This is a genomic window from Roseobacter sp. HKCC-CH-9208 (genome assembly GCF_037805125.1).
GTDB lineage: Bacteria > Pseudomonadota > Alphaproteobacteria > Rhodobacterales > Rhodobacteraceae > M30B80.
In genome coordinates this window covers 1,579,645-1,600,855 of sequence record NZ_JBBLYK010000001.1, presented here as the reverse complement: position 1 = coordinate 1,600,855, position 21,211 = coordinate 1,579,645, and the positions used below count along the sequence as shown (strand labels likewise).

Below are 21,211 nucleotides of genomic sequence, written 5' to 3'. Positions count from 1 at the left end.
TTGCAATAGACCACAAAGCCCCGCAAATTGGGTTTGGGTTACAAAAATTTCAGAATTGGTCGGAATAAACCGCATATGCAGATCAAAGACTATGCATCTTTGGCCGAATTTCGCCGCCTGCCGCGGGGTGGGTTTGGCAAGGGGCCTTTTGCAATTTTGATTGCAGAGGATCGGGTTGAATTGGCCTCGACACTGTCTCATTTGATGCAATTGGGGTTTCGCCATGTGTTCATCGCAGCCCCCACTGGTTTGGACATTACCCCCGAGACAGAGGGGCACACCCCAAACACTGTTTCGATTATTCGCGCGCAAACCCGCCGCGCAGATGCTGCCGCCCGTCTTGTGAATGCGCTAATCCCTCTCGTGCCAAATGAATGGGTTCATTACTGCTATAACGCTGAATATTTCTTTTACCCGTTCTGCGAGGATCGCACTGACAGCGAAATGGCAGCCTTCATCGCGGAAGAACGCCGCGACTGCGCGCTGACCTATGTGATTGATCTCTACGCACAAGACCTGAACATCGCACCAAGTGCCGTGAACCTAGAGCATGCCATGCTCGACAGTGCAGGGTATTTTGCCGATGCGCGCCGTGATGAAACGGGCCGCGCTAAGGATCGCGAACATGATTTTTTGGGCGGTTTACGCTGGCGCTTTGAGGAACATGTTCCCAAAGAACGGCGGCGCATTGATCGGATCGGGTTCTTTCGGGCGAAGGAAGGGCTGCAAATGTTCGAAGATCATCGCCTCAGTGACGAGGAAATGAACACTTTTGCGTGCCAATGGCACCATTCCATCACCGCAACCATCTGTTCGTTTCGCGTGGCCAAAGCACTGCGCAGCAATGCAGGGTCTCGCTATGAGATCGGGGATTTTCGCTGGCACCGCTCAAAGCGGTTCCAATAGTCTAGTCAGCAATTGATGGATTTGGGGCTGATGGAACCGGGGCAATGGTTCTAGGGCCACGCCCAGTCCTGCCACCGATCACCGCCTGCGCGCGCGAGGGAGGGCGCACGCGCAGGGGTGTCTGAAGGTCTGTCTCAGACCTCTACATCTGTTACTTCAAGTGCAGGTGTTTGTTTGGATGCCTTGCCAGATGTGATTGCAATCTGACGCGGTTTTTTTGCCTCTGGCACCTCACGCAAGAGATCTACATGCAACATGCCGTTCTCATGGCTTGCTTGGGTCACACGCACATGATCGGCCAATTGGAACCGCTTCTCAAAGGCGCGGGTCGCAATGCCACGATGCAAATAGGTGCGGGCGGTGTCGTCTTTCTCTTTGCGGGCCGCGATGACCAGTTCCGTCTCGCGTTGCTCAACACGCAATTCAGCCTCTGAAAAACCCGCAACAGCGATTGAAATACGATAGGTATTCTCATCGGTTTTTTCGATATTATAGGGGGGATAGCTGTTCGCGCCCGTTTCCTGCGTCAGCAGGCTGTCTAACAAATCAGCCATACGATCAAAGCCGACAGTGGCGCGGTATAGGGGGGTTAGGTCGTAGTTTCGCATAGGACATCCTCCATCAGAAGCGATACCAAGGTTTTCGTGGCGCTCTACATCATGAGACACGCCAACAAAGGTTCAGGTCGGCCCGCTTGGCGGCACCGACCTCTCTGATATTGGAAGCAGCTGTTCGGGTTTCAAGACCCCTGAAACAGGGATTTAGCGCAAGATTGGCACAGGCATTTCCTGCGGTGCGCGCGACATCGCAGGCGGTTTCGGCCCACCTGTGGCCCAATCAAGCAACTCGACCGTATGCACCACAGGATGCCCTGTGCCTGACCCAATTTGCATCATGCAGCCGATATTGCCCGCAGCAATCACATCGGGCCGCAAGGCCTCAAGCGTGCGGATTTTGCGCGCCTTAAGCTTGCCCGAGATTTCAGGCTGCATGAGGTTATATGTGCCTGCCGATCCACAGCATAGGTGACTGTCGGCAGGTTCCAGCACCGTGAACCCTGCGGCTCTGAGCAAATCCTTTGGCGCGGTTTTCACCTTTTGCCCATGTTGCAGCGAACAGGCCGCATGATAGGCCACGTTCAAATCTTCGGGGGCTTTGGCGGCAGACAAGTCCAACTTTTGTAGAAGCTCTGAAATATCCATCGCAAGACCTGAGATGGTTGCAGCATCTTCCGCCAAAGTATCATTGCGGAACATATGTCCGTAATCCTTGACTGTGGTTCCACAGCCAGACGTGTTGATCACAATCGCGTCCAATCCTGCGCCGCGCGCCTCGCGCATCCATGCTTTGATATTGGCTGCCGCAAAGGCATGCGATTCCGTCTCGCGGCCCATGTGATGGGTCAAGGCCCCACAGCAGCCCGCATCTTCGGCCACAACCACCTCGCAGCCCAAACGGCGCAACAGGCGAATTGTGGCATCGTTGATATCCGTATTCAGCGCCCGTTGTGCGCATCCCGTCATCAAAGCAACCCGCATTTTGCGCGTGCCATGCGGCGCAAAACTTTGCGCATCATCATTGCGACTAACGGGCGGGATTTGCGCAGGCACCATGTTCAACATCGCCTTGAGCCGCGCATCAGGCATCAAAAAGGCAAAAGGCCGCCCAATCTTCGCCCCCAAAAGTGCAAGGCGAAACCGTGTCGGATAGGGCAGAATTTTCGCCAAGGCAAAGCGCAGAACACGATCCATAAAGGGGCGCTTATAGGTGCGCTCAATATGGGCGCGGGCGTGGTCGACCAAATGCATGTAATGCACCCCCGAAGGGCAGGTGGTCATGCAGGCCAAACAGGACAAGCAGCGGTCAATATGTTTGACGGTGTTTGCGTCTGCTGGACGCCCAGATTCAAGCATATCCTTGATCAGATAAATCCGCCCACGCGGACTGTCTAACTCATCGCCCAACACTTGATAGGTTGGGCAAGTGGCCGTGCAAAATCCGCAATGGACACAGGCGCGCAAAATCTCGTTCGAGCGCTCAGTGGCGGGATCAGCAAGCTGTTCTAGGGTGAATGTCGTCTGCATGGCGAAACACGCCCTTCCTTATGCGGCAGGCATGGCCGTGGCCATCAGCCCTGTGTTCAAAATTCCTTTTGGGTCGAATTTGCGGCGCAACCCATCTGACAGCGCCGCCAAAGGCGCAGGCTCAGGGTGGAAGGTCGGGATGCGCGCATGCGTGGCCTCAGATGCACGGATCAGCGTGGCATGGCCACCAGATGCACCAAGGGTCTTGCGCAGATCATGCCCTTCGCCAACCAAGGCCCAAATGAGACCGCCACCCCAGTCATAGATCACTTCGCCCTTGATTTTCGCGCCGATTGCAGGCCCGTCACTAGGTTTGCACGAGATGCGCCAGACATCGCCCGTTTGCCCCGCAAACGCAGTCACATCACGTTGATCTTTCCACATCTGGCGCACCAGATCGGGATCAGATATCACCTCCACTTCCCCGAACTCGGCAAGAACGCCGCGTAGGGCATCTGTCCGATAGGCCACGCTTTTGGCAAAACCTTCAAGACGCAGCATGGTGCGTGACCTGCTACCACGATTGGCGGCATGCGCGGCCCCTGTCACCTCATAGGGCGAAGCTAGGGCGCGCGACAGCGCGGCCACGGCGGACTGATCCGACAGCCCCTCAAGGATCAGGCAGGCGCAGGTTTCGACTTCAGGAAGAAGCTTGAAGGAGACTTCGGAAAGAACCCCAAGCGTGCCGTAACTGCCTGCCATCAGTTTCACGAGGTCATAGCCCGTGACGTTTTTCATCACGCGACCGCCATTCTTGATGACGGTTCCCGCCCCATCAACAAAACGCACGCCGATCAAGCTGTCACGCGCGGCGCCCGCTTGAATGCGGCGCGGCCCCGAAACATTGCCAGCAACCACCCCACCGATTGTGGGCGTGCCGTCTGTGCCCAAAAGCGCGCGATGATCCATCGGCTCGAAGGGCAGGCGCTGGTTCTCGGCATGAAGCACGGCCTCAATTTCGGCCAAGGGCGTACCAGCTTGCGCGACCAAGGTCAGCGCACCCGGCTCGTAAAGCGTGATCCCCGTCAAGGCCGCCGTTGACAAAACTTCGCCCGCAACCGCGCGGCCAATCGGGCGGGTGCCACCACCACGGATCGCCATGGGATGTTTTGCTACGGCGAGACAATCGGCCAATTCAGCCTCAGATTTCGGTTGCAACATAGCGCAACGTCCCTTTCATAAGGTAGGCCCCCAAGAGCGAGATCGGGGGATGAAATTTCGCTTAGGCAGCGTGATCGCGGCGGGTTTCAGTGACCGAAAGCGGAAACACCTTTGCAGGGTTCAAGAGCCATTTGGGGTCGAACACATCCTTCACCCAAAGCTGCGCTTCGAGGTCTGTTGGGGTATATTGCGTCAGCATCAGATCACGCTTTTCAATACCCACCCCATGTTCGCCCGTCAGGCAACCGCCCACCTCAACACAGAGCTTGAGGATATCCGCGCCAAAAGCCTCGCACAGCTCCAGATCGCCTGGTTTGTTGGCATCAAACAGGATCAACGGGTGCATATTGCCATCCCCTGCATGGAAGACATTGGCAACGCCAAGTCCGTATTCCTTGCTCATCTCGCCGATGCGGCGCAGAACGTAAGGCAAGCTTGAGACGGGGATCGTGCCGTCAAGGCACATATAATCATTGATCTGACCCATCGCACCGAAGGCGGATTTTCGGCCCAACCAAATGCGTGCGGCCTGATCGGCATCTGCCGCCTCACGCAATTCCACGGGATTGTGGCGCTTGGCAATGTCGAGGATCACATCCAATTGTTCGCGGATTTCCGCTTCAGATCCTTCAACCTCGACAATCAACAAGGCCTCGCACATCGGGTAGCCCGCCTTGGCAAAGGCCTCGGTCGCCTCGATACAGGGTCGATCCATGAATTCGATTGCCACAGGCAGAACGCCCGCCTTGATAATATCAGAGACGCATTCCCCTGCGACCTCATTGCTGTCAAATCCCATCAATACGGGGCGCGCACCTTCGGGTTTGCGGAGGATACGCAAAGTGGCCTCCGTGACTACGCCAAGCTGTCCTTCGCTGCCGCAAATCACGCCCAAAAGATCAAGGCCGCCCGCATCCAAATGCGCGCCTCCAATCTCAACAACTGTGCCATCCATCATCACCATCGTGATGCCCAATAAGTTATTGGTCGTCACCCCATATTTCAGGCAATGCGCACCGCCAGAATTCATTCCGATATTCCCCGCAATCGCGCAGGCCAATTGGCTTGATGGATCGGGGGCGTAGAAAAAATCATTCGCCTCAACAGCGCCCGTCACGCTGAGATTGGTGCGCCCTGTCTGCACACGGATGAATCGATTGTCGTAATCGGTTTCCAACACCTGTGTCAGGCGCGCCACCCCCAAAATGACGCTATCGGCCGTAGGCAAGGCCCCGCCTGCAAGCGAGGTGCCAGAACCACGCGGAACAACAGGCACACCCTCTTCGTGGCAAATGCGCAGCACCTCAGAGACTTCAGCCGTGGACTGGGGCAACACCGCCGCCAAAGGCGGGCAGCGATAGGCCGTCAAAGCGTCACATTCATAGGCCCGCGTTTCATGCGGATCATCAATAACCGCATCATGGGGCAGCACATCGTGCAACCGCGAAATGATCCGCGTGCGCTTGGCCAAAATGGCGGGGTTTGGTTTTGGCATTTCCATAATCAGCCCTCCCTGCGGTATTGGTAAGATTTCTAGACCAATTTGAAGGATTGCGCAAGCAAAAGCCATGCGCGACCGAATTGCCCATAGACGAGACATAACAAAAGAGGCAGCAAGGCAGCATGGATTGGGTCAAAGTCATACATATTCTTTGCGTCATGGGCTGGATGACAGGTATTTTTGCTGTCCCCCGCGCCATTATCTTTTGGAAACGGGAATATGCGTGGCTTGGTGAATTTGGCCCAACAGGCGATCTGACGATTCGCATTTACCGCTTTTCGCTAGGGCTTGGTGTCATTGCGATTGCCACTGGGCTATGGCTTGGGTGGTTTTGGAATTTCGCGCCTTGGGTCTGGGTGAAACTGGGCCTCGTCAGCCTGCTTGGCGCGCATTACGCGTGGACGGGTCGCTTGATCCTGCGCGCCCTAAAAGGCGAGTTCCGCGAAAGCGATTTTTACCTGCGGGTCTTTAATGAGGTCAGCGTGTTTGGCGCCATCGCCGTTTTAATCGTGGTGGTCTTTAAGCCCTTCTAAAGCGCCCTTCACGCAGCCATGCGGCGGCAAGCGCAGCCAAACCTACGATCAGATACACCCAAACAGGAACAAGCGGTCGGGCGCGCACATCCTCCGTGACAAAGGCGTCACGGGCATAAATCCCCATCCAACCGCGCCCCACTGCACCGCGCCCTTCTGGCACAAGACGCAGACCAGGCAGAGCATCGCGGAGGAAAAACACCGCCCCGCCCGTTGCCTCTAGGTGAGGACGAAGAAGATCGCCTGTCGCTACAACCTCGTTAAATTCACGCGGGTTGGCAGGGCCAATGCCCACAACGATATCTGACAGATCTGCCGCATTTGGATCGCTTACGCGGTAAAGCCCATCTTCGGGGGCAAGATAGCTGCCTTCAAACATGCCTTCGGCCGTCTCACGCAATGGCACGGTGATGTCTTCCCCATCTGGCGCTGTCACAATGACTAAGGCAACGCCCGCCCCCATAGTTTGACGAATGATGCGCATCTCGCGACCATCGGCTTCGGCGCTTAGCGCCTCCTCCTCAAGATCTGGCTCTTTCATCATCCAATGGGCCAGACGGCGCAAAAGCTCTAATTGTGGGCCGCCGCCCTCGTATCCCCGATCCCACAGCCATGCATGATCCGAGGCCAAGAGCGCGACACGCCCCTCGCCCACACGATCAAGGATCAAAAGCGGCGCATCACCCACCCCCTCAAGCACGACGTCGCCCGCGTTTGGGGCAACCTCAACTTGCCGGAACCACCGCCCCCATGGCTGATCTGATCCTGCTATGGGTAAATGCGCCGCCTCAAGGCCACGCGTCACAGGGTGGCGCGCACCAAGGCGGGAAAGATGCGGCACATATGGTTCTTCAAACACGCGCGCGGTCGGCTCGGCGGGCAAAATATCGGCCAAAGGTGAGCGATACAGCGACCCTGCCCCCGCAAAATCTGGGCCCGCCGCCACCAAAACCGCGCCGCCATCGCGGACATAGCGCGCCACATTTTCAAGATAGATCAGGGGCAATATCCCGCGCCGTTGATACCGATCAAAGATGATCAAATCAAAATCATCAATTTGATCCATGAACAGCTCACGCGTGGGAAAGGCAATCAAGGACAATTCCGACACAGGAACATTGTCGCGCTTTTCAGGGGGGCGCAGAATGGTAAAATGCACCAAATCCACCGCAGGGTCAGATTTCAACAAATTGCGCCATGTCCGTTGGCCCATATGTGGCTCGCCGGAGACAAGCAACACCGACAAACGATCCCGCACCCCATTGACCTGCGCATAAGCGACATTGTTGCGCGGGGTTAATTCCCCCGCCTGCACAGGCACCTCAAAGCGCACAACGTTTCGTCCTGCATGGGCGAGGTTCAATGTTAATTCAAGCGGCTGCCCAATTGGCACAATCGCGCGTTGTCGCTCGTTCCCGTCAATCGAATAAATCACCTCGGTCTGGCGCGCATCCACCCCATCAGGGAGGGGGCCGAAATCACTGACACGCAATGCAATTTTTACATCTTCGCCCAAAATGCCATAGGCGGGGGCAGTTTCAATTTGAAGGGCACGATCCCAATCATCCGTCTGCCCCGTGATCAGCGCGTGAACGGGGCCAATCCCTCTGGGCATTGCGTCCAGATCATGCACTTGCCCATCTGTCAGCAAAAATGCGCCAGCAATGCGCTCTTGGGGCAATTCCGCGGCAAGCCCGCTTAAGGCAGACAACAGCTGCGTCCCTTGATTGCCATCCGCATCGGCCACATAGCGCAGTTCAACCTCGACCCCTTTTGCCTCTAATTCTGCGACAAGGGCGGCAAGCGCGGCTTCGGTTTGGGCGGGACGATCGGCCAAGCCTTGCGATGCCGATTGATCCACCACCACTAGGGCGATATCGGCCAGAGGGGCGCGGGTTTCCTCCTGCCAGATTGGGCGCATCAGCGCCACAAGTGCAACCATCGCCGCAACGGCACGATAGGGCCACCCGCGCAGGCCGCGCAGTACAGCATAGCCCGTGATCACCAACAACACAGCCGCCAAAACAGCCACGCCCATGGGAGGGAGATAAGGATCGAATAGGATCATCATACCCATCCTTTAATTCCCCAATCTTTGCAGCAAGGCCGGCACATGGACTTGGTCGGATTTGTAATTTCCAGACAAGACATGCATTACAAGATTGACCCCAAACCGGAGCGCAATTTCGCGTTGCCGTTCACCGGCATATCCGTGCCCAATGGGCAAGAGTGGACGACCTACCCCATCAACCGCCCATGCCGCAGCCCAGTCATTGCCACCAATAATCACGGGGCTCACCCCATCATTGAGCGCGCGAAAGGGCATGCCCTCGGCAGGGTCAGGTTCGGGTGGGGCCGCCTCAACCCAAATATCGCGCGATGTATAGCGCCCTGGGAAATCGGCCAATAAATAGAAGGCGCGGGTCAAAACATGATCCTCTGGGATTGGCGCGAGGGGCGGAATGTCCAAGCCCTGCGCCAAATCCTGCAAACGGCGTGCAGCGGGCGTTGCGCCACCAATGCCGCCAAGATCCCCATCTCGGGTATCAAAAACAATCATGCCCCCACCGCGCAAATAGGCATTGAGGCGCTGATAGACATCATCAGAAGGGCGGTTTTGGCCTTCTGTCACGGGCCAATATAGGAGCGGGAAAAACGCCAACTCATCGCGCGTCAACTCTACACCTACGGGTGGGCTCGGCTCAATCGTGGTGCGCGCCCAAAGCGTATCGGACAAACCCTGCAGCCCTGCGCGCGAAATCTCGTCCACCGCATCATCGCCGGTAACGACATATGCCAAGCGCAAATCTTCGGTAGCCATCAGGCCAAACATGTCTTCGGGCGCTAGGGTTTGCGCGTCACTGGGTGCGAAGGGTGCAACCAAGACCACCACAAAAAGCGCGGCTTTGGCCCGCACAGACAGCCGCCCCGTAACAGCCAAGCTGCCAATCATGTCTGCGGCAAGCGCAATCAGCGCCAATAGGAACAACCAAGGTGCAAGGGGCGTTGGTGGGGCGCTCAGCCCCCGTATGACCGACACATTTTCAGGCCAATCTGCCACGGTCAGATCCTGCGCAGATTTAATCACATTTAGCGCCACGCGACCCGTGGTGGTCTGATACAGGCCTGGCGGCATATCGGCCGATAGTGCCCCGTTTTGCAAATCTTCACCTGCAACTGTGATTTCGCCCTGCGCATCATAAAGCGCACCAAACCCGTCCAACACTTGCGCAGAAACAAAGCTAAGCCCTGTGTAATCTTTGCTCTCCGTGCTGATCGGGAGGGTAGAGACAGAGAGCCGCTCTAACATCTGCACAAACAGACCCGACAGCGGCAGGTTCGACCATTCTGCATTGGCGGTCACATGGAACAAGACGACACGACCTGCGCCCCGTGTCATTTGCGTGACCAATGGCGTGCCATCTTCCAAGGCGGCCAAACTGCGCGCCGCCAAATCTGGGCCTGGCTGCGCCAAAACCTGTTGGCTGACCGTAACCTCATCAGGAATGGCAAGGCCAAAAAAGGGGGATGTCTCTGGGAAATGGTCTAGCTTGCGCGGATCGGCCCATGACATCGCCCCGCCCAAAGCACGCCCACCTTGGCGCAGTTGCACGGGCATCAATGCATCGGCTTGCATCTCGGCGGGTGACAATGCGGCCATTCGTGGCCCAGCAAAGCGTAATAACAGACCGCCTTGTTCCACCCATGCCGTCAAATCAGATTGTTCTGTTTCGGGCAAACGGGTCACATCAACCAAAATGATCACATCGGGGTTTGCGGGCAAAATCTCGGCCAAACCGTCCTCGATAAGATCGACATTTGGGGCCAGCGCCTCGCGCAGATAATGAAATGGGGAAAGCAAGGCCTGCCCTTCCTGAGGGGCATTTGTCGCGACCAAACCGATCTCGCGCCGTGCGAGACTGTCATCAATCAATAAACGCGCAGCCGCCTGCGGTTGTCCCGCCACTTCAAAGCGGGTCAGGCGATTGCGCAATTCGGGCGGCAGGGTAAGGGCAAGGTTAGCCGCTACAGCCCCCTCTTCAAAGACCGCTTCAGCCTCAACCAACACGCGCGGCACGCCTGATGGATCCGGCCCAAACCCTTGCACGAGATAACGCGCCGTTGGCAACGCAGGCCATTCCGCGCGCAAGAGCCTAAGTGTGACACCATCCCCGCCTTGCTCAAGCGGGGCAAGGGCGACCATCCGCAAAAGATTGTCGCCCGTTTCGATCACGCGCAGCCGCGCCGCCCGCGCCGCCAAAAGCTCAGCTAGGCCCGCGCGTTCACTGCCATGCGCCAATCCGTCTGAAAACCAAAGCCCGTCAAAGAGGATGGATTGCTCTGCGAACCAGTCTGACCATGCGCCATAATCGGGCACGAAGGGTGCGGGACGCATCGCAGACAACCGCGTGATTTGCTCATCCCCAGAGGTCAACAGCGCCTCAAGCGAAGCCTGAGGCTGCTCGGTCAGGCTAATGACGACAGCAGCACGCCCATCGCGGATGGCGGCGCGCAAATTGGCCTCGATGGCCTGTTGTTCTACAGACCAATCAAGCGCGCTTGCCCAACCCCCATCGCGCAAAATCACCAAAGGGGCTTGTGGCGTTTCATCCCCCTCAGACGGAGGCGGGTTCAACAAGGGGCCAGACAAGGCCAAGATTAAAAACCCTGCCGCCATAAGGCGTAGCATCAACAGCCACCACGGGGTTTTGGCACTGTCATTTTCTTGATCGGTCAATCCCAGCAAAAAGATCAGCGCGGGGAAGTAAACGCGCTTTGGCTGCGGCGGCACAACGCGCAACAGCCAACAAAGGGCGGGCAACACCGCCAAAGCCGCCAAGGCCCATGCCGCCGAAAATCCAAGCGCCCCAATCATTGCCGCGCCTCTAACAAAGCCTGATAGATAGACTTCAACGCCACACTGGCAGGGTGGTCGGTTACATGAGTGAAAAAGGGCCATCCATGGCGCTGTGCCTCGGTCATCAGATTGGCACGATGGGCGTCTAACCGTGCTTGATACTCATGGCGCAATGCATCTGCCGCTTGCGTCTCGAACTCGGGCCCTGCGTGATGATCTTGGAACAAAACGCGTCCCGCAAAAGGGAAGGCCATTTCAGCGGGATCCATAAGATGAAGAATGACACCGCGCGCGCCCGCCTCGGTCGCCTTGCGCAGAACCATGGCCAATTCATCCGTCCCCCGCAGAAAATCGGACAGGATCACGATCTTTGCGCCTTTGGGTATGCTCTGCGCCATGACCGCGCCTGATTTTGGGGCAAGCAAATCGCGTACCAAACCTTCGCGCTGTGTGACCCCTGCACGCGGCGGGGTCTGGCTATTTAACCACCCGACCCGTTCACCCGCGCGTAAAACCAATTCGGCCAAGGCCAACGCAATCACATCCGCGCGCATCCGTTTTTGCGCCATTGGATCAGAGAGAGAACTATACCGCATAGAGGCTGCAGGGTCAGACCATATCAGCAGGCTTTGCGCAGCCTGCCATTCGGTTTGGCGGGCGTAATATCCATCCCCTCGCCCCGACCTGCGCCAATCAATCGCTGTGGCGCTGTCCCCTGCTTGGACATGTCGATATTGCCAAAACTCATCCCCCCCGCCTGCGCGGCGGCGGCCATGATCCCCCAAATGCAGGCTGGACGCCAAATGCTCTGCCGCAACCAACAACGCGGGCAAACGTGCGGCATGGGCAGCCGCATCAGCGCGGAGGCGCATGAGATCGTTTGGATCACTATGCAAGGCGCGTGGGGGCATTTAGGCTGCGTGATCCAAAACAAGATCAATTTCGCGGGTCAAGAGAGCGGCCAGATCATGGCCTTCGGCCCGCGCGGCAAAACCAAGCGCCATGCGGTGGATCAAAACAGCAGGGGCCATAGCGCGAATATCCTCGACAGAAGGCGCATATCGCCCCTCCATCAACGCCCGTGCGCGCACCGAAACCATCAAGGCCTGCGCGGCACGCGGCCCCGCACCCCAAGCCAAATGCGCCGCGATCCGCGCGGGATCAGCCGCAGGGTCAGGGCGACATCCGCGCACCAGATCAAGGATCATGTCACAAATCCGATCCCCTACGGGCATGTGGCGCACCAATTTTTGTGCCGCAATCAAATCGGCTTCGGTAAAGACTTGGGCTGTTGCCGCCTCACTTGGGCCCGTTGTCGCAATCAATATGTCCCGCTCCGCCGCGCGATCAGGATAGGCCACATCAATGCGCAACAAAAAGCGATCAAGCTGCGCCTCAGGCAATGGATATGTGCCCTCTTGTTCAATCGGGTTCTGCGTGGCCAGAACCAAAAATGGGGCGGGCAATGGGCGTGCAGCACCCGCGATTGTGACCTCTCGCTCCTGCATCGCTTGCAGGAGGGCGCTTTGCGTGCGCGGGCTGGCGCGATTGATCTCATCGGCCATCAACAGCTGACAAAATACAGGCCCCTCCAAAAAGCGAAAGCTGCGCTGCCCATCTGCGCCTGTATCCAAAACTTCGGACCCCAGAATATCGGCGGGCATCAGGTCAGGGGTAAATTGCACCCGATTGGCACGCAGACCCATGACTTGGGCCATCGTATCGACAAGCCGTGTTTTCCCCAAACCAGGCAACCCCATCAGCAGGGCATGGCCGTTTGACAACATCGCTGCCAGGGCCAAACTGACCACTTGATCTTGACCGATAATGCGTTTGGAAATTTCTGCCCGCGCCTGACCAAGCTGCGCACCAAGCCGATCAATCTCGGATGTCAGGTTTTCAAGCTCAGCCATAGAAATGCTCCGCATAATGATTATGTTGGGGTCGTAACCTGTTCGCTAGTAAATCTAACTATGGCGCCGACCACAAATGGCAAAAGCCCATAGGAGACAAAACATCGTGACCATGACGCCTGAATCCCTATTGGCCGCCGCGACCAATGCGCAAAAGCAAGGCAAACTGCCCCCTGTAGATCAATGGAACCCACCCTTTTGCGGCGATATCGACATGGAAATTCGGCGTGACGGGACATGGTTTTACAACGGCACCCCGATTGGGCGACCGCGCATGGTGCGCCTGTTTTCAACGATTCTGAAACGGGAGGGGGACAAATACTTCCTTGTGACCCCCGTAGAAAAGGTGGGGATCAGGGTCGAAGATGCCCCGTTCGTAGCGCAGGATTTTACCGTGATAGGCGAGGGCGCGGCGCAAGAGGTGCAATTCACAACCAATGTGGGCGACACCGTCAGGGCCAGCGCCCAAAGCCCCATTCGCCTCACCCGCAGCGCAGATGGGAAACCTTCGCCTTACGTTATGGTGCGCAGCGGCCTTGAGGCGCTTATCGATCGCAAGAGCTTTTATCGGCTTGTCGATCTTGGTGTGGCGTATAACACGAGCGGCGCAGACTGGTTCGGCGTCTGGTCTTGCGGGACATTCTTTCCCTTTATTCCTGTCTCAGAACTCACAACCTAAGCCAAAGCTCTACTGGCGTCATGCCGCTGAAACTCAAGCGCAGAGGCGAAGCACCACGGACAAACAAACCTAAAATGTAAGGAAAATGGCGCGCTGGGGAGGATTCGAACCCCCGACCCCTTGATTCGTAGTCAAGTACTCTATCCAACTGAGCTACCAGCGCGTGGAGGTGGCTCTTAACGCCCATGTCACCGCAGCGCAAGGGCGAATTCACCCCAAAGGTTGCGAGGGCAGCCAAATTCTAAATTCAGTGCCCTCAGAGGTGCTGCATTCTAAAGTCAGCGCGCCACCATGCCCGCGCACCAATTCCGCCGCTATGGCAAGGCCAAGACCCGAGCCACCTTTGCGCGCGCTGCCTTGGAAAGGTTTGAACAAATGTTCTAGAGCCTTTTCTGACAGTCCCGGGCCCGTGTCGCGAATACGAATTTCCCACCCGTCTTCATTTGGCGCAGCTTGGGCCGAGATACAGATCACGCCTGCCCCCCCTTGTGCTGCAATGGCCTGCCTTGCGTTGCTGATAAGGTTGCTCAACACGCGGAAAATCTGTTCAGCATCACAGCGCAGGGTCAAACCTGTTTCAACAGAGATATCGAATTCAATCGCCTCCGCATCTGGCCCAAGCGATTCACTTTCCACCACATCGCGCAGTAACCCCGCTGCATCGACCCGTGCTAAGGCAGGTGGTGGCTCTTGCGCACGGCCAAAGGCCAAGGTGCCTTCGCAAAGATTGACCGCCCGTGACAAGGATTGCAGCAACTTTGGCGCGGTGCGCTGCACGGCAGGATCATCGCTGCCCTCCAAACGATCCGCCATCAGACTGGCTGTGGTCAGGATATTTCGCAAATCATGGCTGATTTTGGCCACAGCCGCGCCCATCTGCGCGAGATGATCCTTCTGCTTCAGGGCGGCGGTCAGTTGGGTCTGCATCTTATTCAAAGCGACCTCGGCATCCCGCAACTCATGCAAGCCCGCGCTTGGCGTTATGATGCGGCGGGCATCTTCGGGTGCATCTGCATAGGCGCGCACCTGCCCGACCACGCGGTTCATAGGTGTCACAAGGAAAAACCGCACAGAGAAAAATAAAAGCGCCGCCGTGAAGGCAGAAATCACCGCCGACAGGGCAAGGATCCGCAGGCCAAACTCGACCATCGCGGCGCGTAAGGGGGCGCTGTGCATGGTCACCTCGATCTCAAGGCCCGCATCGCGCACAGGCGCCCCAATCACGCGGATTGTGCGATCTCTTTGATCCCAAAGCTGCATCATGGCATCGCGGATCAAACCCAAGGATGGAGGATTGCGCAGATCATAGGTGGTGGCCACAGGTGGGATTTGCGGCGCAGCGAGCACCAGTTCCCGCACCGCGTCCCGCCGCAACACAACGTTTAAAACATCAGCATTGCGCAGCAATTCATCCTCAAGCGCAGGATCAACCATCCCATCATTCGCCAAAAGGGCCAGTGACGCAATTTGCGCCCTCTCAAGGCGCGACAAAAGATAATCCTCACGGAATCGGGCCACCGATGGCACGAAGATCAAAACCTCTGCCAACATTACGAAGCACAGGGTCAAAATCAAAAATCGTCCCGAGAGTGTGTTAAACACGAAACCTTCCCCGCATACCCTCAACCACATAGATAGTTGTTTTATTGTGGAATTGTAACGCCCCGCGCATATGTTGCGCGATTCTATGCCCATCACAATAAACTTGAGTTAGGTTGCATTTTACCGCGCGCATTTATTGACACGCCGCTTTGCTTTGCGTATGCCGCAGGCCTTATACGGATTCTTTTGGTCGTGTGACTTGCGCGCGTAGGCGCGCGCCGACCAACAAACTGGAGCAAGCCGATGTCAAAACGGACTTTTCAGCCTTCGAACCTCGTGCGCAAGCGCCGTCATGGCTTCCGCGCACGCATGGCGACCAAAGCAGGCCGCAAGGTTTTGAACGCGCGCCGCGCGCGTGGCCGCAAATCTCTGAGCGCATAAGCGTTTCTCAGGCTTTGAGGGGCAACCCTCAACGCGCCCCTGCCGAGATTTCGTCAGGGGCTTTTTGCATTTGAACGCCAGATCGAGTTTGGATCATGGAAACCTTGCGCAAACGTGCCGATTTCTTACGGGCTGCCAAAGCGGCCCGTGCGCCTGCGCCTGCCTTCTTGCTTCAGGCGCGCAAGCGTGATGCGGATGAGGGCGTGGATCCAAAGGTGATCCGCGTTGGCTATACCTGCTCCAAAAAGATCGGCAATGCGGTGGCGCGTAACCGCGCAAAGCGCCGCTTGCGTGAAATTGCGCGCGACACACTGGCCCTGCATGGGCAAGCGGGGTGGGACTATGTGTTGGTGGGCCGCCCTGAAGTCACTTTGTTGCATCCTTATGCGCAAATGCAGGTGGAGTTGGTCGCAGCCTTATCCCGCATCCACGCGCCGCGAACGCGGGGGGCGTAGATGCGCATCTTGGCATGGATCCTATCTTTGCCCATTCGGGCTTATCGGCTGATTTTCAGCCCATGGGTGGGGTTTAACTGCCGCTATCAGCCGACCTGCAGCGCCTATGCGCTTGAGGCGCTTGAGCGACATGGGCCGATCAAAGGCAGCTATCTTTTGCTGCGCCGCATTGGACGCTGCCACCCTCTTGGCGGATCAGGTTATGACCCGGTGCCGCCAAAGGGCGAGGATCAAACCCGTTCAAAATAAATGATGACCTCGCCGATGGTCACGCCAAAGCGCTTCATATAGGCACGGTTGAGCAATCGGTCATCACTCAAGAGCCACATCCAGTCATCAAAGCTGACCCGCAGGGTTTCACCCTGCCCCACTGGCAAATCGATCGTATAGGCCCAATTAAAGACATCTCCACGCTCCTCACCCGCTGCGATGCCGATCACACCGTCAGCCGTGCCTTGCCATCGTTGTTCGTCCAGCCTTTCCAAGAGCCAAATACGCTGTTCAGTGCTGCCATCTTCATAAACGAAATCTTCGACCAAACGCAGGGTTTCCCCATCCCATGTCCCGTTGATCTTCACCTCAAAGCGGCGGCGCACCTCGCCCAAGACATCCTGAAACTGACCATAGGCCACAAGATCACCTTGAAAGAACTCTTCTAGTTTCAAGTTGCGGGTGCTGAGATTTGGATCATCAAGCGCAGGTTTACCCGTGCAGGCCGCCAACATCAAAAGCACCGCCAATGCCAATTTTTTCATGATGCCCCATCCTTATCTGCCTATTTGCGAAGCTAGCGCAAACGAGCAGAAAGCAAGTTTACTTGACGTTTCTGCCTTGCCTCGCCTATGGCAGGCACATCAAAACCACGTGAAGATGAAGGCCGCACCATGTTGGACGATGCAGAGGATATCCACCCGCTCTTTCACGGCGCGCCCTCAAGCACCGAATTTAAGAAACTGCGCAAGCGGATCATCCGTGAAACCCGCGAAGCGATTGACCGCTACGGCATGATCGAGCGCGGCGCGAAATGGTTGGTCTGTCTGTCGGGCGGCAAAGACAGTTACACGCTTGTGGCAGCCTTGACCGAATTGCAGTGGCGCGGCGTGCTGCCCGTACAGATTTTGGCCTGCAACCTAGATCAGGGCCAACCTGGATTTCCTGCAACGGTGTTGCCAGAGTTTCTCACAAAGATGGGCGTGCCGCATCGGATTGAATACCAAGACACCTATTCAATTGTGATGGATAAAGTGCCGCAAGGCCGCACTTATTGCGCGCTGTGTTCACGATTGCGCCGTGGCAACTTATATCGCATTGCCCGCGAAGAAGGGTGTTCAGCCGTGGTTTTGGGCCACCACCGCGATGACATTCTGGAAACATTTTTCCTCAATCTGTTTCACGGCGGCAAACTGGCCTCGATGCCACCCAAGCTTTTGAATGATGAAGGGGATCTTTTTGTCTATCGTCCGCTGGCCCATGTCAGCGAAGCGGATTGTGAAAGCTTCGCCCGCGCGATGAACTATCCCATCATTCCCTGTGATCTTTGCGGATCGCAAGACGGGCTACAACGCCAAGCCATCAAACGCCTCTTGGATGAGTGGGAGGCCCGCGCACCTGGACGGCGGCAAAAGATTTTCTCGGCCTTGATGAATGCGCGCCCTTCGCATCTGCTTGACCCTGAATTATTTGATTTCATCGGCTTGACGCGGCGTGCCGAAAATACGGGCCAAGACTAGGCCAGATTGGCGCAGTTCTCGCGATATTCGGCGCAAACCCCTTGACCTTTGCGCCGCTAGCCTATTGAACCCGACTGTCAATAAATCATAGGGCATAGCGCGATCATGGAAGATCAGAACAAGAACCTGATCCTGGCCACGGCCTTGAGCTTTCTCGTCATTTTGGTGTGGTTTCTTTTGTTTCCCCCCGAAGACCCACAGGTAACGCAAACGGACGCGGCAGTCGCATCCGATACGGCCGCGCCCGCAGATGCCATTCTGCCGCCAAGCGCAGGGTCAAGCGACCCCGTTCTGATCGGTGCGGAAGAAACACGCGCCGTGGCTTTATCCTCCTCGGCACGCGTGGCGATTGAAACCGATGAATTGCTCGGCTCAATCTCACTGTTGGGCGGGCGGATTGATGACCTATCCCTGAAAAACTATCGTGAAACGATTGATGAAGACGCAAATATCGTGCGCCTTCTGTCGCCAGTTGGCGGCCCAAATGCCTATTACGCCCTTTATGGATGGGCGCCCGGCGGCGCGCTTGATTTTGACCAAGTGCCTGGCCCTAACAGCGAATGGCGTTTGGTCGAGGGCGAAACCCTAACGACCACAACCCCCGTTACCCTTGAATGGGATAATGGAAACGGCCTGATTTTTAATCGCGTGATCTCGGTTGATGAGAATTTCATTTTCTCTGTGACGCAATCTGTGCGCAACACCACAGGCGAAGCTGTGCGCTTGGCCCCTTACGGTATCGTGGCCCGCCACGGCCTACCCGCAGATTTGCAGAATTTCTTCATCCTTCATGAAGGTGTTGTTCGTAAAGCAGACGGCACTTTGGACGAGATCGGTTATGAAAACGTCACCGAATTCGATGTCATGCCCAGCGAAGGCGCGGCGGCAGAATTGGTGGATATTGCCGACAACGGCTGGATCGGTTTTACCGATAAATATTGGATGACCACCTTGATCCCCGGCGCGGGTCAGCCCTTTGTGGCCGCAACGCGCCACGTGGCGGGGGCGGACATCTATCAAACCGAAGCGCGGATGCCTGCAGTTGATGTTTCTGCTGGGGCAACGGCCGAAGTCACCACCATGCTCTTTGCAGGGGCGAAGGAATGGGAAACCATCCGCAACTATCAAGACGCAGGCGGGATTGATCGCTTTCTCGACTCGATTGACTGGGGTTGGTTCTATTTCATCACCAAGCCTATGTTCTGGCTGCTGCACAATCTGAATGTGATGATTGGCAATATGGGTCTTGCGATTATTGCGCTGACCTTCATCGTCAAGGCTGTCTTATTCCCGCTTGCCTATAAATCCTATGCCTCTATGGCGCGGATGAAAGAACTTCAACCAGAGATGGAGAAGCTGAAAGAGCGCGCAGGTGATGACCGCGAAGCCATGCAAAAAGGCATGATGGAGCTCTATAAGAAGAACAAGGTGAACCCCGCTTCGGGCTGCTTGCCGATTTTGCTGCAGATCCCGATTTTCTTCTCGCTCTATAAGGTGATTTTCGTGACGCTAGAATTGCGCCACGCACCGTTCTTTGGCTGGATTCGGGATCTATCCGCGCCTGATACGACCTCGATCTTCAACCTGTTCGGCCTGTTCCCATGGCCCGCGCCAGAGCCAGGCACGATGCTTGCGCTGATCTTTATCGGGGTTCTGCCCATCCTTTTGGGCATCTCGATGTGGTTGCAGCAAAAGCTGAATCCAGCGCCCACTGACCCAACACAAGCCGCTATTTTCGCGTGGTTGCCCTTTATCTTTATGTTCATGTTGGGCCATTTCGCGACAGGCTTGTTGATTTACTGGATCGTGAACAACACCCTGACCTTTGCGCAGCAATACACGATCATGCGCCACCAAGGGTATAAGCCCGATCTGTTTGGCAATATCCGCGCAAGTTTCAAACGCGGCGGAGCAAAGAACGCCAAGTGAGCGTCACACTCGATCAAATATGGCGACACCCGATTAAGGGTATTGGCGCAGAACGTATTTCGGGGGCCTTTATGGCCCCCGATTGCGCTTTGCCGCTTGATCGCGCCTATGCGGTCATTGAAGCGGGGGCTGACCCCTTGCAGGGGCAATGGCAGCCCTGCCGAAATTTCCTGCGCGGCGCAAAAGCCCCTCAGCTTATGGCCATCACGGCCTACTGTTTGGACAATGGCACAGTCTGCCTGTCGCACCCTGATTTGCCAGATCACATATTCGACCCAAATGGCGACCACAGCGATTTGATTGCATGGCTAGGGGCAATTTATCCGCCCGAGCGACCCGCCCCGAAGGCGGTGGTCGCAGCGCCTAAATCAGGCATGACCGATGCAAATTTTGCCTCGATTTCAATTCTAAATCTTGCCTCGCTGCGCGCCTTAGAGGCGCGGGCCGATATGCCACTGGATCCGCGCCGCTTTCGTGGGAATCTTTGGCTTGAGGGTCTAGCCCCTTGGGAAGAGCTTGACCTGATTGGGGCGAGCCTTGTGATTGGCGAGGCCCGCCTAAAAATCGTAGGACCAATAACCCGTTGTCGCGCAACTGAAGCAAATCCTGACACAGGGGTAAGGGATGTGCCAACTCTGCAAATATTGCAAAGCGGTTGGGATCACAGCGAATTTGGCGTATACGCAAAAACCACCCAAGCAGGGCATATCGCCCAAGGGGATAAAGTGGAGATTATCTGGTGAGTGCAGCCCTGCCTTTCCCGCTGGCCGAAGATGCCGATGAGATCAGCCTTGAGAAGGGGCGGCTGCTTTTTGCGCGCGGTGCAGATTTTGTCAAAGGCGTTGTTGCCATGGATGGCCTGCCCCCTGCAGATCGGCTTGAAATATGCTTTGCTGGGCGCTCGAATGTTGGGAAATCTTCGCTGATCAATGCGCTGACTGGGCGTAAAAACTTGGCACGGGCCTCAAACACACCCGGACGGACGCAAGAAATCAACTTCTTCACACTTGGCGAGAGCCATTATGTGGTCGACTTGCCGGGCTATGGCTATGCAGAAGCGCCTGTTGCGGTGGTCGAGAAATGGCAGAAATTGCTCAAGGCCTATCTGTCAGGCCGCGTCTCATTGCGCCGCGCTTTCGTGCTTATCGACACACGGCATGGGATCAAGGCGGTTGATGACGAGATCATGACCCTGCTTGATCAATCAGCTGTGACCTTTCAGGTCGTGATGACCAAAGCCGACAAGGTAAAAGAAGCTGAACGCGATAAAATTTTGGCCCAAGTGCGCAAGGCGCTGTCAAAACACCCCGCCGCCTATCCCGAGCTCTTGATGACCTCGTCAGAAAAAGGTTGGGGTATTGAAAACCTTCGGGCCTTGATCGCAGGGCTTGCTTGAGAACAGCCACCTTCACAGCCAAGCCTTCCTGCCTTATGGAAGTAATCGAGCGCGCCCAATATAGCGCGGGATCAGTTTGGAAC

20 protein-coding genes and 1 tRNA gene are annotated in these 21,211 nt (G+C 56.5%); 10 read left to right on the top strand and 11 right to left on the bottom strand.

Features of this window, described 5'->3' with window-relative positions:
- The first annotated feature begins 75 nt into the window (after positions 1-75).
- The gene (locus AAC621_RS08060) at positions 76-906 is read left to right on the top strand and encodes a hypothetical protein (RefSeq protein WP_340254108.1); all 831 of its coding nucleotides are present in this window, start codon (positions 76-78) and stop codon (positions 904-906) included.
- Between the two features lie 134 nt (positions 907-1,040).
- Here the strand turns inward: AAC621_RS08060 and AAC621_RS08055 are convergent, their stop codons facing one another.
- The 4 genes from AAC621_RS08055 to AAC621_RS08040 form a co-directional block, all read right to left on the bottom strand.
- Positions 1,041-1,514 carry an Hsp20 family protein gene (locus AAC621_RS08055; protein WP_340244575.1) on the bottom strand — a complete coding sequence of 158 codons (474 nt, stop codon included), beginning with the start codon at positions 1,512-1,514 and terminating at the stop codon, positions 1,041-1,043.
- A gap of 153 nt (positions 1,515-1,667) precedes the next feature.
- Entirely contained in the window at positions 1,668-2,990 is a 1,323-nt protein-coding gene (glcF, locus tag AAC621_RS08050; RefSeq protein WP_340254105.1) for a glycolate oxidase subunit GlcF, read from the bottom strand.
- Between the two features lie 18 nt (positions 2,991-3,008).
- Positions 3,009-4,148 (bottom strand): FAD-binding protein, encoded by a 1,140-nt coding sequence (locus AAC621_RS08045; RefSeq protein WP_340256403.1) that lies wholly within the window; start codon positions 4,146-4,148, stop codon positions 3,009-3,011.
- A 64-nt stretch (positions 4,149-4,212) separates the two neighbouring features.
- Entirely contained in the window at positions 4,213-5,652 is a 1,440-nt protein-coding gene (locus tag AAC621_RS08040; protein ID WP_340254102.1) for an FAD-linked oxidase C-terminal domain-containing protein, read from the bottom strand.
- A gap of 122 nt (positions 5,653-5,774) precedes the next feature.
- Between AAC621_RS08040 and AAC621_RS08035 the strand changes: the two genes are divergently transcribed.
- The gene (locus AAC621_RS08035; protein ID WP_340254099.1) at positions 5,775-6,185 is read left to right on the top strand and encodes a CopD family protein; all 411 of its coding nucleotides are present in this window, start codon (positions 5,775-5,777) and stop codon (positions 6,183-6,185) included.
- On the opposite strand, the gene AAC621_RS08030 is transcribed toward AAC621_RS08035, so the two are convergent.
- The 4 genes from AAC621_RS08030 to AAC621_RS08015 are packed head-to-tail and all read right to left on the bottom strand — an operon-like array spanning position 6,172 to position 12,956.
- The gene (locus tag AAC621_RS08030) at positions 6,172-8,262 is read right to left on the bottom strand and encodes a hypothetical protein (protein ID WP_340254096.1); all 2,091 of its coding nucleotides are present in this window, start codon (positions 8,260-8,262) and stop codon (positions 6,172-6,174) included. The genes AAC621_RS08035 and AAC621_RS08030 overlap by 14 nt on opposite strands.
- 3 nt (positions 8,263-8,265) lie before the next feature.
- A complete protein-coding gene (locus tag AAC621_RS08025; protein ID WP_340254093.1) occupies positions 8,266-11,061 on the bottom strand; it encodes a DUF4159 domain-containing protein in 2,796 nt (931 codons plus the stop codon).
- On the bottom strand, positions 11,058-11,954 hold the full coding sequence (locus AAC621_RS08020) for a DUF58 domain-containing protein (RefSeq protein ID WP_340254090.1): 897 nt from the start codon (positions 11,952-11,954) through the stop codon (positions 11,058-11,060). Before AAC621_RS08020 ends, AAC621_RS08025 begins: the two co-directional genes overlap by 4 nt.
- On the bottom strand, positions 11,955-12,956 hold the full coding sequence (locus tag AAC621_RS08015) for an AAA family ATPase (RefSeq protein ID WP_340254087.1): 1,002 nt from the start codon (positions 12,954-12,956) through the stop codon (positions 11,955-11,957).
- 112 nt (positions 12,957-13,068) lie between these two features.
- Between AAC621_RS08015 and AAC621_RS08010 the strand changes: the two genes are divergently transcribed.
- Complete coding sequence (locus tag AAC621_RS08010) at positions 13,069-13,635, top strand: DUF1285 domain-containing protein (protein WP_340254084.1); 567 nt, start codon at positions 13,069-13,071, stop codon at positions 13,633-13,635.
- An 86-nt stretch (positions 13,636-13,721) separates the two neighbouring features.
- Here AAC621_RS08010 and AAC621_RS08005 read toward each other — a convergent pair.
- Positions 13,722-13,798 (bottom strand) — tRNA-Arg (locus tag AAC621_RS08005).
- Positions 13,799-13,845: 47 nt separating this feature from the next.
- Entirely contained in the window at positions 13,846-15,237 is a 1,392-nt protein-coding gene (locus AAC621_RS08000; RefSeq protein WP_340254081.1) for a sensor histidine kinase, read from the bottom strand.
- Between the two features lie 243 nt (positions 15,238-15,480).
- On the opposite strand from AAC621_RS08000, the gene rpmH reads away from it, so the two are divergent.
- The 3 genes from rpmH (at position 15,481) to yidD (ending at position 16,322) form a co-directional block, all read left to right on the top strand.
- Positions 15,481-15,618 carry a 50S ribosomal protein L34 gene (rpmH, locus tag AAC621_RS07995; RefSeq protein WP_317657449.1) on the top strand — a complete coding sequence of 46 codons (138 nt, stop codon included), beginning with the start codon at positions 15,481-15,483 and terminating at the stop codon, positions 15,616-15,618.
- Positions 15,619-15,713: 95 nt separating this feature from the next.
- Positions 15,714-16,073, top strand: coding sequence for a ribonuclease P protein component (rnpA, locus tag AAC621_RS07990; protein ID WP_340254079.1), 360 nt, complete (start codon positions 15,714-15,716; stop codon positions 16,071-16,073).
- Positions 16,074-16,322: a membrane protein insertion efficiency factor YidD gene (gene yidD, locus AAC621_RS07985; protein WP_340254077.1), complete on the top strand. Its 249-nt coding sequence runs from the start codon at positions 16,074-16,076 to the stop codon at positions 16,320-16,322.
- Here yidD and AAC621_RS07980 read toward each other — a convergent pair.
- Positions 16,304-16,828 carry a DUF3833 domain-containing protein gene (locus AAC621_RS07980; protein WP_340254075.1) on the bottom strand — a complete coding sequence of 175 codons (525 nt, stop codon included), beginning with the start codon at positions 16,826-16,828 and terminating at the stop codon, positions 16,304-16,306. The two genes, yidD and AAC621_RS07980, sit on opposite strands and share 19 nt — an antisense overlap.
- Before the next feature lie 129 nt (positions 16,829-16,957).
- On the opposite strand from AAC621_RS07980, the gene ttcA reads away from it, so the two are divergent.
- The 4 genes from ttcA to yihA all read left to right on the top strand — a co-directional run bounded on the left by ttcA (position 16,958) and on the right by yihA (position 21,128).
- A complete protein-coding gene (gene ttcA / locus AAC621_RS07975; RefSeq protein ID WP_340254073.1) occupies positions 16,958-17,803 on the top strand; it encodes a tRNA 2-thiocytidine(32) synthetase TtcA in 846 nt (281 codons plus the stop codon).
- Between the two features lie 105 nt (positions 17,804-17,908).
- Positions 17,909-19,732: a membrane protein insertase YidC gene (gene yidC / locus AAC621_RS07970; RefSeq protein ID WP_340254070.1), complete on the top strand. Its 1,824-nt coding sequence runs from the start codon at positions 17,909-17,911 to the stop codon at positions 19,730-19,732.
- Entirely contained in the window at positions 19,729-20,475 is a 747-nt protein-coding gene (locus AAC621_RS07965; RefSeq protein ID WP_340254067.1) for an MOSC domain-containing protein, read from the top strand. The genes yidC and AAC621_RS07965 overlap by 4 nt, the downstream gene beginning before the upstream one ends.
- Complete coding sequence (gene yihA, locus AAC621_RS07960; protein WP_317657443.1) at positions 20,472-21,128, top strand: ribosome biogenesis GTP-binding protein YihA/YsxC; 657 nt, start codon at positions 20,472-20,474, stop codon at positions 21,126-21,128. The genes AAC621_RS07965 and yihA overlap by 4 nt, the downstream gene beginning before the upstream one ends.
- Positions 21,129-21,211 lie beyond the last annotated feature (83 nt).

What these genes read in the sequence shown, in the direction of transcription:
- AAC621_RS08040 (WP_340254102.1), bottom strand. Translation starts at nt 5,652, where the DNA reads ATGGAAATGCCAAAACCAAACCCCGCCATTTTGGCCAAGCGCACGCGG.
- yidC (WP_340254070.1), top strand. Translation starts at nt 17,909, where the DNA reads ATGGAAGATCAGAACAAGAACCTGATCCTGGCCACGGCCTTGAGCTTT.
- AAC621_RS08015 (WP_340254087.1), bottom strand. Translation starts at nt 12,956, where the DNA reads ATGGCTGAGCTTGAAAACCTGACATCCGAGATTGATCGGCTTGGTGCG.
- AAC621_RS08025 (WP_340254093.1), bottom strand. Translation starts at nt 11,061, where the DNA reads ATGATTGGGGCGCTTGGATTTTCGGCGGCATGGGCCTTGGCGGCTTTG.
- AAC621_RS08010 (WP_340254084.1), top strand. Translation starts at nt 13,069, where the DNA reads ATGACGCCTGAATCCCTATTGGCCGCCGCGACCAATGCGCAAAAGCAA.
- AAC621_RS07980 (WP_340254075.1), bottom strand. Translation starts at nt 16,828, where the DNA reads ATGAAAAAATTGGCATTGGCGGTGCTTTTGATGTTGGCGGCCTGCACG.
- AAC621_RS08055 (WP_340244575.1), bottom strand. Translation starts at nt 1,514, where the DNA reads ATGCGAAACTACGACCTAACCCCCCTATACCGCGCCACTGTCGGCTTT.
- AAC621_RS08035 (WP_340254099.1), top strand. Translation starts at nt 5,775, where the DNA reads ATGGATTGGGTCAAAGTCATACATATTCTTTGCGTCATGGGCTGGATG.
- yidD (WP_340254077.1), top strand. Translation starts at nt 16,074, where the DNA reads ATGCGCATCTTGGCATGGATCCTATCTTTGCCCATTCGGGCTTATCGG.
- glcF (WP_340254105.1), bottom strand. Translation starts at nt 2,990, where the DNA reads ATGCAGACGACATTCACCCTAGAACAGCTTGCTGATCCCGCCACTGAG.
- AAC621_RS08020 (WP_340254090.1), bottom strand. Translation starts at nt 11,954, where the DNA reads ATGCCCCCACGCGCCTTGCATAGTGATCCAAACGATCTCATGCGCCTC.
- rnpA (WP_340254079.1), top strand. Translation starts at nt 15,714, where the DNA reads ATGGAAACCTTGCGCAAACGTGCCGATTTCTTACGGGCTGCCAAAGCG.
- AAC621_RS08060 (WP_340254108.1), top strand. Translation starts at nt 76, where the DNA reads ATGCAGATCAAAGACTATGCATCTTTGGCCGAATTTCGCCGCCTGCCG.
- rpmH (WP_317657449.1), top strand. Translation starts at nt 15,481, where the DNA reads ATGTCAAAACGGACTTTTCAGCCTTCGAACCTCGTGCGCAAGCGCCGT.
- ttcA (WP_340254073.1), top strand. Translation starts at nt 16,958, where the DNA reads ATGTTGGACGATGCAGAGGATATCCACCCGCTCTTTCACGGCGCGCCC.
- AAC621_RS08030 (WP_340254096.1), bottom strand. Translation starts at nt 8,262, where the DNA reads ATGGGTATGATGATCCTATTCGATCCTTATCTCCCTCCCATGGGCGTG.